This window comes from Methanosarcina sp. (assembly GCF_035390745.1).
Taxonomy (GTDB): Archaea; Halobacteriota; Methanosarcinia; order Methanosarcinales; family Methanosarcinaceae; genus Methanosarcina.
The window spans coordinates 30,650-42,217 of sequence record NZ_DAOOUJ010000025.1 but is presented as its reverse complement, the minus strand read 5'-3'; the positions used below and the strand labels follow the sequence as shown (position 1 = coordinate 42,217).

Annotated in this window: 12 protein-coding genes; 3 read left to right on the top strand and 9 right to left on the bottom strand. The window is 43.7% G+C overall.

Translation table 11 applies throughout. From position 1 onward, the window contains the following. From PLL47_RS14915 to PLL47_RS07805, 3 genes are all read left to right on the top strand, one after another. A partial coding sequence (locus PLL47_RS14915; protein ID WP_349769654.1) for a hypothetical protein occupies window positions 1-78 on the top strand: 78 nt, incomplete at its 5' end. 794 nt (window positions 79-872) lie between these two features. Continuing rightward, window positions 873-2,486, top strand: coding sequence for a lysine--tRNA ligase (lysS, locus tag PLL47_RS07810; protein ID WP_324445623.1), 1,614 nt, complete (start codon window positions 873-875; stop codon window positions 2,484-2,486). A gap of 36 nt (window positions 2,487-2,522) precedes the next feature. Next, complete coding sequence (locus tag PLL47_RS07805; protein ID WP_324445622.1) at window positions 2,523-3,176, top strand: class I SAM-dependent methyltransferase; 654 nt, start codon at window positions 2,523-2,525, stop codon at window positions 3,174-3,176. Between the two features lie 96 nt (window positions 3,177-3,272). Here PLL47_RS07805 and PLL47_RS07800 read toward each other — a convergent pair whose 3' ends face one another. The 9 genes from PLL47_RS07800 to PLL47_RS07760 form a co-directional block, all read right to left on the bottom strand. Beyond that, window positions 3,273-3,530, bottom strand: a complete 258-nt coding sequence (locus PLL47_RS07800; RefSeq protein ID WP_324445621.1) for a pro-sigmaK processing inhibitor BofA family protein — start codon at window positions 3,528-3,530, stop codon at window positions 3,273-3,275. Between the two features lie 151 nt (window positions 3,531-3,681). Further along, window positions 3,682-4,131: a nucleoside 2-deoxyribosyltransferase gene (locus PLL47_RS07795; protein ID WP_324445629.1), complete on the bottom strand. Its 450-nt coding sequence runs from the start codon at window positions 4,129-4,131 to the stop codon at window positions 3,682-3,684. A gap of 22 nt (window positions 4,132-4,153) precedes the next feature. After that, entirely contained in the window at window positions 4,154-6,787 is a 2,634-nt protein-coding gene (locus PLL47_RS07790) for a U32 family peptidase (RefSeq protein WP_324445620.1), read from the bottom strand. A gap of 244 nt (window positions 6,788-7,031) precedes the next feature. Beyond that, window positions 7,032-7,433 (bottom strand): hypothetical protein, encoded by a 402-nt coding sequence (locus PLL47_RS07785; RefSeq protein WP_324445619.1) that lies wholly within the window; start codon window positions 7,431-7,433, stop codon window positions 7,032-7,034. 266 nt (window positions 7,434-7,699) lie between these two features. Then, window positions 7,700-7,987 (bottom strand): MazG nucleotide pyrophosphohydrolase domain-containing protein, encoded by a 288-nt coding sequence (locus tag PLL47_RS07780; RefSeq protein ID WP_324445618.1) that lies wholly within the window; start codon window positions 7,985-7,987, stop codon window positions 7,700-7,702. A 135-nt stretch (window positions 7,988-8,122) separates the two neighbouring features. Continuing rightward, window positions 8,123-8,944, bottom strand: coding sequence for an imidazole glycerol phosphate synthase subunit HisF (hisF, locus tag PLL47_RS07775; protein ID WP_324445617.1), 822 nt, complete (start codon window positions 8,942-8,944; stop codon window positions 8,123-8,125). A 482-nt stretch (window positions 8,945-9,426) separates the two neighbouring features. Next, window positions 9,427-9,891, bottom strand: coding sequence for a bifunctional nuclease family protein (locus PLL47_RS07770; RefSeq protein WP_324445616.1), 465 nt, complete (start codon window positions 9,889-9,891; stop codon window positions 9,427-9,429). A gap of 103 nt (window positions 9,892-9,994) precedes the next feature. Beyond that, window positions 9,995-10,708 (bottom strand): protein-L-isoaspartate O-methyltransferase, encoded by a 714-nt coding sequence (locus PLL47_RS07765; protein WP_324445615.1) that lies wholly within the window; start codon window positions 10,706-10,708, stop codon window positions 9,995-9,997. After that, window positions 10,668-11,303, bottom strand: a complete 636-nt coding sequence (locus PLL47_RS07760) for an HVO_0476 family zinc finger protein (protein ID WP_324445628.1) — start codon at window positions 11,301-11,303, stop codon at window positions 10,668-10,670. The genes PLL47_RS07765 and PLL47_RS07760 overlap by 41 nt, the downstream gene beginning before the upstream one ends. Between the last annotated feature and the right edge of the window lie 265 nt (window positions 11,304-11,568).

Genomic DNA, 11,568 nt, shown 5'->3' with positions numbered 1-11,568 from the left:
GCTGCAAAAATGAACATCGAGAAGTTGCTCGGTATAAAGATCAACTCCTGTGAACTATTCAGGAAACAGATCAAATAAAAAAAGGTTAATTAAAAACAGACTGTGAGAGGAGTGTCGGGCATACACCTTTTTTTCGGGTGTAAGCCTGTTTCCTTCTCTTTAAACGCAGCAGGGAGAAATGTTCGGCTCTCTTTAAATATAGCTTGAACTCGAGGATCTAAAAACGGCTCATGAGGCTGACAACAGGTCCAGACGTTCTTCCTTAGAAACAACGACTATCTTCCTGTTGCTCTGTTAATTTTTTGTTTGTTTTTTTAACTGAATATCTTTTATCTAGCTGATTTTATTTTTCCTGTATTCATTTTTCCTTTACTTCTTTAACTCAACTTTTCCTTCAACATTTGAATATCTTCAATCTTGATTCTACATAACTTGTTTTCAACAAGGTTGTTCGTCAATTTTTGTTTTTTTAATTATGTAATCGACTAAATGCGATAAATTTATATATTTATACGTGCTTTTATTTATTGGTCAAGCAAATTTACTTGATTTGCCTGTAAAATGCCATTTTAAGTCTCCGTAATTCTGCAGACTCCTGTGAAGATTTGCCTTTGAACCTCCATTACTTTTTTTCCTTTTTTCTTTTTCATTTCCCTGAGTTAGTTCTCTTTTTTCTTTTTATCTCTCCGATTCTCGTATCCCGATAGGTAAATATCAAATATTCCCGGGGATATTTTCATTTCCAGCCCAAAGTTTATTAGCCGATACGATAATTATGCAGGAAACCCAACCTGTAGATATATGCATGAACATATCCTGATTTCCTGTTTTCATACCTGACTCTACAGTTACGCTGAATTCTGGTGAGAACTATGACAGACACAATTCACTGGGCAGACGTCATAGCCGAAGACGTTTTAAATAAGAGTGGCAAGCACCTTGTTGCCACAGGAATTACTCCCTCAGGGCATATCCATATAGGTAATATGAGAGAGGTAGTGACTGCTGATGCTGCTTATCGAGCTCTCCTTGACAGGGGAGCAGATGCCCGTTTTATCTATATTGCCGACAATTACGACCCTCTGCGCAAGGTCTACCCTTTCCTTCCCGAAAGTTACGCTGAGCACGTGGGAAAACCCATTTCCGAAGTTCCATGCCCCTGCGGAGAATGTGCGAACTACGCCGAGCATTTTCTGAAACCTTTCCTTGAAGCCCTCAGGCGCCTGGGCATCAACCCTGAAGTTTACAGGGCAGATGAAATGTACAGGGCAGGAATGTATACGGAAGCGATAAAAACCGCCCTTGTAAAAAGAAATGAAATTGCAAAGATCCTTGAAGAGGTTTCAGGCAAAACCGTTGCAGAAGAATGGAGTCCTTTCAATCCCCGCTGCAACGAATGCGGTAAAATCACAACCACAAAAGTTACCGGCTTTGACCTGGAAGCCGAGACCGTGGGTTATGTCTGTGCCTGCGGGCACCTGGGGACAGTCCCTATGGCAGGAGGGGGCAAGCTTACATGGAGAGTGGACTGGCCTGCCCGCTGGGCTGTGCTGGGGGTGACTGTCGAGCCTTTCGGAAAAGACCACGCATCAAGAGGCGGCTCCTATGATACCGGAAAGCGGATAGTAAGGGAAATTTACGGGCACGAGCCGCCTTACCCTATAGTCTATGAGTGGATAATGCTTGGAAAGCAGGGGGCAATGTCTTCTTCTACTGGAGTTGTTGTCTCGATTTCGGATATGCTTGAGGTTGTGCCTCCTGAAGTCCTCCGCTACCTTATCATTCGCACAAAGCCTGAAAAACATATTCAGTTCGATCCCGGGCAGCCTCTTCTCACCATGGTGGACGAATACGAGAGGCTCAGGGAAAAGTTCCGGAATAATGACTCTTCCCTCGGGGATTTTGAGAAGAGGATTTACGAGCTATCCAGGGCTACCGGTATCTGCCATCCGGAAATACCTTTCAAGCAGATGGTGACCATTTTCCAGGTTGCAAGAGGAAACTTTGAGCAGATCCTCCAGATAGTGAAACGCTCAGGCTTTTCAATTGAAGATGAAAAGTGTATCCGGGAACTTGTGGATAACGTCTCCAGGTGGCTTGATCTCTATGCCCCTCCGTTTGCGAAATTCAGCGTAAAAGAGAAGGTGCCTGTGCAGGTATCAACCCTTTCTGAGCTTCAGAAAGCTTTCCTTGGGGCATTTGCAGACCTTATTGAATCAAAGGGTAAAATCAGCGGGGAAGAATACCATATGCTGGTTTACTCTGCAAAAGAAGAAGGTTCCGAACTGAACCGGCTGATTGCTGAGAAGTTAAATGTGCCGGCTCCGCAGGTAGATCCAAAAGACCTTTTCAAGGCGATTTATACCTCAATTCTGGGGCAGAGTTCCGGTCCCAAAGCTGGATGGTTCCTGTCTTCCTTTGAGGAAGATTTCCTGATATCCAGATTCAGGGAAGCTTCAATATACATCCCTGAGAAGCGTGCCTGAAGAAGCCAGGGCAGAAATAAAGGAGATATATACGCTGTGGAAAGATCTGCCGTCTCTTCAAAAAAGCACTTTCTCGCCTGGGATAAGGAATATGCCCATCTTAAATGGGGGGGTCCCGCATCTATACGGAGCCTTCAGTCTTTCCTTCCAGGCGGATCGAGAGTCCTGGATGCAGGCTCAGGAAACGGGAGGTATCTTGGAGAGCTTTCGAGGAATTTCACTTCAGTAGGAGTTGATGTTTCTTTAACAGCTCTTGGCAGTTCCCGGGAGCAGCTTGCAAGAAGCGGCAGGTTTGCAGAACACGTTGGGGCAAGTGTACATGCCCTTCCTTTTAAATCCGGGTCATTTGACGGAATAATCTGCTATGGAGTGCTCCAGCATCTTTTTGCAGAAGAACGTGAAATTGCTGTCAGGGAGTTCTCCCGCCTGCTCAGAGGGGGTGGCATAATTTTTTTTGAGGCTTTCGGCTGCGGGGACATGCGCTGTGGTGGAGAGCCTTCAAGCCCATTTGAAGAAAATACTTTTTCCCGGCAAAATGGGATAATTTACCATTATTTCACTGAAGAAGAGATAAAAACACTTTTTTGCGGGTTTGAGGTCCTTGAACTGGAAAACATAATAAAAGAGAAAACTTTTAGAGGAAAATCCTATCAGAGGCATATGGTCAGGGGAGTTTTCCGGAAACTTTGAATTTGATCCAGTTTTCCCGAATATTCTAGCTCTCTTTTTTCGGTTGTTCAAGACTTTTACACAATTTAAAAAATTCTATTGTTTAAACTTCTATTTTTACACGAATGCGATTTTAAGGTAATTGAGCACAATTATTACAAGGGCTCCTAAAATGCCTCCTATTGCGCAAATAAGGACTGCTATCCAGGTAATTGCGATTTCAAGTCCCAGTAGAAACTTTGCTACGATCAGGGTTAATACTCCAAGCACTGCATTTACTGCAAGGCTGGTGGCAGTCTTGAGGACTTTGTACAGCACAAATGCTGCCACAGCTGCCAGAATCAATACTGAGATTTCGGTAATGCTAACTACCATAGATTATACATAGTGTTCAAAATATTTATATTTATCATTGAGTTTTATGAACCAGTTATGGCTTTTTAAAAAATTATGCCATATGTACTTGAAAATGTCACCTGATCTTTTTTATTTAATGAACAAAAACGATTTTACGGCGCTTTTTTCTTCACAGAGCCCGGATAAATTCTATAATAATTTCTTGAAGTGCATCCTTATTTGAATAATCCCGTATTTTCATGGAAGGATATGGGTTTCCAAGCACCATCGCAGAGACTGCGGTATCGGGCCTGTGAAGGCAGAGAACAGGGATTTTCAGGTCAAGCGCTCTACATATTTCATATCCCACACCCGTAGACGGTACTGTCACCTCAGCAATAAGAGCGTCGCTTTTCGCAAGCAGGCCCATATCTCTATCATAAATTTCCTGTTCGGTCATTTTTGACTCTGTTTCTTCCAGCTCCGGGTCTGCAATATGCCAGCTTAGAACCTCTGCTCCATTTTCTCTGAGAGTTTCACATATAAACCGGTATGTATCGAGAAGCTGTCTTCCTCCCCGGATAGAGCCTGAAACGAAGATTTTCGTTTTATCCTGCTTTGATACTACAAAATTTTCCATTTCTCTCACACTATAAAACTTATTACTGTACCCCTCTAAAATAGTGTCCTGTGGTAAAACCTTTTCCCAGGTCCTCACATTTTTCCTTTGCCTTTTCTCCTGGCTTGTATAATGCGTCAATAGCTTTCCTGTATTTCTCTGTGATTCTCCTGATCTCTTCTGAGCCGTCAATTCCCAGGGTCTCGATTCTAAGGCTTGATACCCCGCTTTCGACAATTGCTGGAACATATTCGAGCATACAGAGAGACCTTGAGTTCAGGAGATGAGTCCTGCACTGGTAGTCCATGAGCAGGGGAAACTCGTAATTCTTCTCATCCACAAGCTTAAAATTCCCTGAGCGGCAGGGGGCGCTGCACTGCCCTCCATTTCCTCCGAGAAGCCCTCCTGCAAGGCAGTGTTCCGATTCCATCAGTTCGAGGCGGCCGTGAACAATACATTCTGCCGGTCCATAAGAAGCCAGCTCTTTGAGCTCTTCAAGCGTCAATTCGGGAGAAAGGACAGCCCTTTCTGCACCTTTTTTCAGCAGGAGGGAAAGGGTATAACCGTTATAGATATTCAGGGGGCTGTCTGCAATGAATGTGATTCCTTTTTCTTTTGCGAGGCTAAATGTCCCCAGGTTTGAAACAAGTACCCCATCAGCTCCGAGCCTTTCAGCACGCGAGAGAAGTTCTTCCACCTGTTTCATTTCGGAATCCTTCACTATTTTCGGAGTATTGAAGTAGATTTTCCTGCCTGCATCTCTGGTTTTCAGAACAGCGCTTTCAAAAATATAATCCCGCTTCTTGCCGAAAATTCCCTCTCCTTCGGAATTTTTCTCATTTTCTGCTGCTTCTGGCTTTCTAAAAAGTCCGTCTCCAAAGTAAATACAGTCTGCTCCGCCTGCGAGAGCCCCTTCAAGCCCTTTGAGGGAATATACGGAAACCGAGAGTAAGGGCTTTTCTGTAAGAGGTTGCGGTTTTATTCCATCCTTTATCCCTGTTTCCCTTAACTCTCTTTCAGCTAACTCTTTTTCAGCTAACCCTCTTTCAGTTCCTGTTTCCTTTATTCTTCCTGTTTTTTCTTCTCCTGGTTCAGGAAACTGCAAATTCTCAAGAGGTTTCCGTTTCCATTTTGATATGCGCAGGTTTTCAAGCTCTGAGACTGCCTTCGTCCTCAAATCATTCAGTTGCCCCACGGGAATGAAAATATCCTCTCCCATATTTACTTTCAGTTCTGCTGCCTCAAAAAGAGTATTTCCAAGCTTGGTAAGCTGTTTTTCTATCTGGGCTTTTGAGGTTGGAGATCTCTCTGCTTTCTCGACAAGATAGTCGGATTCAACGGTCACTATATTTGAATCGCTGTCCTTTACTTCGAGCCTGGCAGGTTTCCCCAGAGTGATGGTTGCTGTGAGATATATAGGGATCTTCGATCTCAGAGCTCCGGGCTCGCTTTCTTTTTTGAGGGAATCCATGAGCTTCTTGTCATGTGTCCTGTAAACCGTGCTTCCTGACGGTGCTCTTGCGTCAAAAGGGATCTCAACGACTTCGCCTTTTCCTGCACTGTATGCCGGGCCTTTTCCGGTGTACATTGAGGATATGATTTTTCCTTTATCTTCAGGTCGGGTCTCGGCATTTTCGACCATTATCCCGTCTCCCAGGCGGAGGGGGTTTGAGAGTTTTATGCGAAGGAGTTTTGTGCGCCTGTCATAACTGAGAACCGTGCCTGCGGGAATCCCGCGGTTGTGAGGGTTTTCCCGGCTCATCAGTTTTCCACGCGGGTTTCCAAAAAAGTAGCCTGAGGTAAAGCCGCGGTTAAAAAGCTGGGCAAGAATTTCCTGTTCCTCTTCGGAAACCGAATATCCTGCAGGGTCTTTCAGATAGCTGTCAATCAGGCGGCGGTAGATTCTGGCAACCCCTGCGACGTATTCCGGCCTTTTCATCCTTCCTTCTATTTTGAAAGATTCAATTCCTGCTTCTATAATGGCTCCAAGGCCTGAGGTCATGTTAAGGTCTTTAGGGCTCAAAAGATAACTGCCGCATGTTTTAATCTGCTTTCCGTCGCAGTACAGCCTGTATTTTTTCCGGCACGGCTGGGCGCAGTATCCTCTGTTTCCGCTCCTCCCCCCGATCAGGCTGCTAAGGAGACACTGCCCTGAGTATGAAATGCAGAGAGCTCCGTGTATGAAAACCTCTATCTCTACAGCATTTCTTTCTTTTATTTCTCTAATATCTTCAAGTGAAACTTCCCGTGAGAGCACAACCCTTTCGATCCCGAGATCTTTTACAAACCTGACTCCTTCACTGTTATGAAGGGTCATCTGCGTGCTTGCGTGAAGGGGAAGGTCAGGCAGGTATTTTCTGGAAAGGGAAATAAGCCCGAGGTCCTGAATGATTATTGCGTCTGCCCCCATCTCTCTCAGTCGGGAAAGAAGAATAAGGGCACTTTCCATTTCTCCTTCCTTAAGCAGGGTATTTACGGTTATGTATATCTTCACGCCTCTGAGATGGGCGTAATCAATAGCTTTTTCAAGCTCCTCTTCTGAAAAATTGGATGCATATCCCCGGGCGCTAAAAACCCTGGCTCCAAGGTATACAGCATCGGCTCCGTTTTCTACGGCTGCTATCAGGGCTTCCATGCCGCCGGCTGGAGCCAGCAGTTCAGGTTTTGCAGGCTTCATCAGTGGGATTACTGAGTGTGCTCTTAATTAAACTTTGGCATCTTTCCTTTCTTATAAGTAAGGAAATGAAATAAGAAAACGAAATTAAAAAGAGCAGAGAATTTATTCAGGCAAGTTGTAACTTTTCTGAAAATAATCCTCTGAAATAAATTTGAAATATGTCTGTGATAGTAATCTACAAAAATAATAAGAGGGTGTAAATTGAAGAGCTGTCGGGTAAAATCCGATAGAAAACTTTTTTGAGTTATGCCTTCGGCCCTATTATCCAGCTCACGATCCTATCGTTCTTTTTATCTTTCGAGGTTTCGCAGAATATTTTTCCATTTTGCATGTGGGACTCGCAGGAATAGGTGACTTTGTCTTCCTTGCCCATGTGCTTAAAGTGTATCTTGAAATACCCTTCTGAGCAGCCAACCCCGTATTTAATCCAGCCTTCAATGTCTGCCCCTCCCTCACAGCTTCCTTCGCAGGCAACGAGCTCAAAGCTCTTTTCCTCGTAAGACCCGATTTTTTCCGGAGCAGTGTGGCTTTTTTTGTACTTCCCCTTCTCAATTTTCTGAGCCTGAAGTACAAAGTCCTCGCTGGTATTGTTAAGGATCTTCAACCGCAAACCTTCAAGAGCTTCCGTATTTTGTGTTTCTGACATCTTCTATTTCCCCGATAAATAAAAAAATCTGATAAATTCCAGATAAGAAATTGACTCTAATAAATAAAAAAGTATCTCAAAATATCCGAAAGTTAATATAATAATAAGTGGAAGAAAATTCGAGAAGATAACGGTTCGAATAAAAATATCCGGATAAACCTAAGCTGAAAAATAAATTCCTGGTAAGTATAGACGAGCCAGAAAAATTCAGAGTTTTGAAGTGAAATTTTTTTGTGTACAGGAATTATTACTCCATATTTTTACACTCAGTCGGTGCAGATGCACGGCTTCTGCCTGCAGGTAGGGCAGATCCCGGGATACTTTTTAAAGAATGCCTCTTCCAGATCGACTCCGTAAAGGTTGGCAAGAGCTCCTATCCAGGCAAAGCAGTCTGCAAGTTCTTCTTCTATATTCTCAGGGTCTTCTCTGCGAATGGCTTCTGCAAGTTCTCCGACCTCCTCAACCAGCCAGAGCATTGTGGCATTTCCCCCTCTCCTTTTGTCATTGTGGGCATAGAGTTCATACATAAGCTTCTGAAACTCGGAAATCTCCATATTCTCTCCTCTGCCAATCGTTTATTTGATTCTTTTTACCCCAGACCGGGATCCCAGGATAAAGTACCTTCCCGAAAATCAGACATTATGGATAAATGCCTTTCCAGATGGATATCTTGATGTCTTTTCCCGAGTTCAGAGCCTTACAGGAATTTCTCTCTCTTTAAGGTACTCTTTAACTTCCCTTATTGAATATTCGCTGAAGTGGAAGATACTTGCTGCAAGTGCGGCGTCGGCTTTTCCTTCAGAAAATCCTTCGTAAATGTGCTGCGGGTTTCCTACTCCTCCGGAAGCGATAATTGGAATATCCAGTTCTTCTGAGAGTTTTCTTGTAATGGGGAGGTCATAGCCTGCACAGGTTCCGTCCCTGTCCATGCTTGTAAGCAGGATTTCTCCGGAACCAAGCTCTTCTGCTCTTCTTGCCCATTGAACGGCATCAATCCCCGTAGATTGCCTGCCTCCGTAGATGACCACTTCGTACCAGGCAGGAGTCCCGTCTTCCAGCTCCAGAATGGTTTTATCAGGGTTGTTTTTCACATCCGTATTTCGCCTGCAGTCAATAGCAGTAACAATGCACTGGGCTCCGAATATGTCGGAAGATTCTTTAATAAATTCAGGATTCTTCACGGCTGAGGTGTTGACAGAAACCTTATCAGCACCTGCCCTGAGGATCTGGCGGATAGCATCAATCGAACTGATGCCGCCTCCTACCGTGAGGGGGATAAAGACTTCATCTGCAGTCCTTTCTATCACATCGATCATGGTTTCCCTGCCGTGAGCGGAAGCTGTGATATCCAGAAAAACAAGCTCGTCTGCGCCGTCTTCATTATAACGCTTGGCGAGTTCCACAGGGTCTCCGGCCTCTTTCAGGTCCACGAACTCCACGCCCTTAACAACACAGCCGCCTGCTCTGTCAAGGGTTACATCAAGGCATGGTATGATTCTTTTGGTGAGCATCTAAGGGATAATAAATTTACCTGCTATTAAAAGCTTATCGAAAATATGCCGGGAGAAGTCCTGAGGGTATCAGGCTGCCGGAATAAGCAGAGACAAAATAACCATGTGGGCAGTTATTAACTGGTTGACTACCCGGGTCATGTGAAGGGATCTTTCATTTTTATCTCCCTGAGCCGCAATTAAGAAATATAGATATTGAAGGAAATATCCCAAGATCAAGAAAATACTTTCCTTCTTCCAGAAGATGTTCTTAAAGTCATATGGAATATAATCGCTCCAGCCAGCCGATCTGGAGGTCATGAAAAAAGCAGAAAAAACAGATTTGAAATTCTAAAAACCATCAAGTAGTCCTCTTGAGCGAGCGAAGCGAGTATTCTAAACCAAAAATTAGTCCTCTGGAGGGAGCAAAGCGACCGAAAAGGACCTCGTGCTTCCGACGCGAAACTCGGAAAGGACACCGCCCCCCCGAGGTGGAACTCGGGTTAGCCAAAGATATTCATCACACGTGCGCCTTCAAGCCTGGACATTTCTATTTCGGAACATTCCAGCACTTTCTTTCTAATTCTTATAGGAGCTCCCACCCTGAGGGCGAGGGCAATGCAGTCGCTTGGTCTTGCATCGAACTGCATTATGTTATTATCTTTCCTTATCAGAAGACGGGCATAATAAACTCTTTCAACCTTGTCATCTATCATTACACCCTCAATTTTTATACCCATGCGGTCGAAAATATTGATCATCAGATCGTGTGCCATCGGGCGGGGAGGAGATATGTTTTTAAGCACATTTCCTATTGAAAGAGCTTCCAGATGTCCTATATATATAGGAAGCATCTCCCCTTTTAGATTTTCAAGAAGTACAACGGGAGTGGGGTCACTGAAGACGTCGACGATATAGACATCTTTGACATGAATTTCTTCAAAATCCTCGTATCTGTCGATGTCCATATCCAGTAGTTAATTTCACACTTATTAATACTTTATTAATTCTTTTCAGTTTATTAAAACCACTTTTGCTGCCTTATCCGGTTTTAGTCCGAATTTTAGCTTTTCAAATTATTCGGAAGCCATGTTTACCAATCATGGGCACAAAGATAACATCACCTTTTTTCTTCCTGTTTATTTTACCATTACTGTCTTTTTTAACTCTGATAAGCTCCTGAGAATAGCTTCCTACAGGAATTACCATTATGCCTCCGGGCTTTAACTGTTCCAGCAGAGTCTCAGGAATATCGGGAGCTGCGCATGTTACGGCTATCCTGTCATAAGGTGCATACTCGGGATAACCCAGTGACCCATTCTCAAGTAAGACAGTAACATTATCATACCCCGTTTCCTTCAGGTTTTTCTTTGCAAAATTTACAAGAGGTTCTATTCGTTCCACAGTGTAGATATGCCCACTTTTCCCTACCAGTTCTGCCATCACTGCAGCATTATATCCTGAACCTGCCCCTATTTCCAGAACTTTATGCCCTTCAGCCAGCTCCAGGATTTCACACATGATAGCAACCATATGAGGGGCAGATATTGTTTGTCCGTGACCTATTTCCAGCGGTCTGTCCATATAAGCTGCCCTCTGCTCATATTCCGGAACAAACCTGTGCCTGGGAACACGGAGCATAGCCCTGAGCACCTTCTCGTCCGGTACGAAATCTTCAAGCCCTTCTACAAGGAGCTTGCGGAGCTTTTCAAACTCTTCTTCTTTTTCTCTTTTTTTTCTATCCTCACCACGGTCCTTTTCGGAAACTGCGTTGACCAGACCCATCCCCCTTCTTTCTGGCAAAAATCCTTTTCACATATTTCGCAAGTACAACGTCGCCTTTTCTGGATCTGAAATTTCCATCTCTTATCTTTATCTTGGTAATGAAAAGGCGTGTATTTCCTATTTTTTCTTCCGCTCCCACAACAAATTCATAATCTCCGGGAACACGTTTTTCAATTACCTCTGTTTTTTCAGTTCCTTCCTGTGCAGAAAACTTCACGGTCACCTCATCAATGGCTCTTCCCCAAATTGTCTCGGTATTTTCTGCTTTAGCTACTTTGACCCTTTTTCCTCCTGCATCAAGGGCTGTAATCAGGATAGGACAAACTACACCTGTTTCTTCGTCATCCACAACCAGTTCGTCATCCACCTGAAGGATAGTTTCGGAATCCAGTTCGGTTTTGTAGGTGTTTGATATATCCTTCTTGCTAACTATAACCTTTAAACTGACTGATTTCGGAGTTTTTATCTTTGCTGCGTGTATCTGCCCGCATTCCAGGCAGCGGACAAGAGGGCTCTGCCCTTCTTTAAGAACTTCATGCCCTATTTCTTCTTTCGGAGAACATGAGGGGCATTCAACTTCAATTTCTTTCATCATAGTCAAATCAATAGATGGATTCAAAATACTAAATACTTAACTTCTCCGGTAATCTTTTCAAGAATGTGTTCTGCAGGAATAGCCTGGAAAACAAAAATTGTGAAAGGTAAAGATATGAGCAAAATCGAGATTTTGTAAAAATCGAGATTTTCTTTCCGAAAGTAATTTTGTTCAGGTGCTCTTCCAGGATTGTATCAAGCTCCTCCTTAGTGCTTTCTTTTCCTATTTTCCCCTTAGATATCAAAAGTTTTATTATATTGAAATG

Bases quoted from the DNA above. Each gene is read 5' to 3' on its own strand.
- lysS (WP_324445623.1), top strand. From the start codon at position 873: ATGACAGACACAATTCACTGGGCAGACGTCATAGCCGAAGACGTTTTA.
- PLL47_RS07800 (WP_324445621.1), bottom strand. From the start codon at position 3,530: ATGGTAGTTAGCATTACCGAAATCTCAGTATTGATTCTGGCAGCTGTG.
- PLL47_RS07795 (WP_324445629.1), bottom strand. From the start codon at position 4,131: ATGGAAAATTTTGTAGTATCAAAGCAGGATAAAACGAAAATCTTCGTT.
- PLL47_RS07790 (WP_324445620.1), bottom strand. From the start codon at position 6,787: ATGAAGCCTGCAAAACCTGAACTGCTGGCTCCAGCCGGCGGCATGGAA.
- PLL47_RS07785 (WP_324445619.1), bottom strand. From the start codon at position 7,433: ATGTCAGAAACACAAAATACGGAAGCTCTTGAAGGTTTGCGGTTGAAG.
- PLL47_RS07780 (WP_324445618.1), bottom strand. From the start codon at position 7,987: ATGGAGATTTCCGAGTTTCAGAAGCTTATGTATGAACTCTATGCCCAC.
- hisF (WP_324445617.1), bottom strand. From the start codon at position 8,944: ATGCTCACCAAAAGAATCATACCATGCCTTGATGTAACCCTTGACAGA.
- PLL47_RS07770 (WP_324445616.1), bottom strand. From the start codon at position 9,891: ATGGACATCGACAGATACGAGGATTTTGAAGAAATTCATGTCAAAGAT.
- PLL47_RS07765 (WP_324445615.1), bottom strand. From the start codon at position 10,708: ATGGGTCTGGTCAACGCAGTTTCCGAAAAGGACCGTGGTGAGGATAGA.
- PLL47_RS07760 (WP_324445628.1), bottom strand. From the start codon at position 11,303: ATGATGAAAGAAATTGAAGTTGAATGCCCCTCATGTTCTCCGAAAGAA.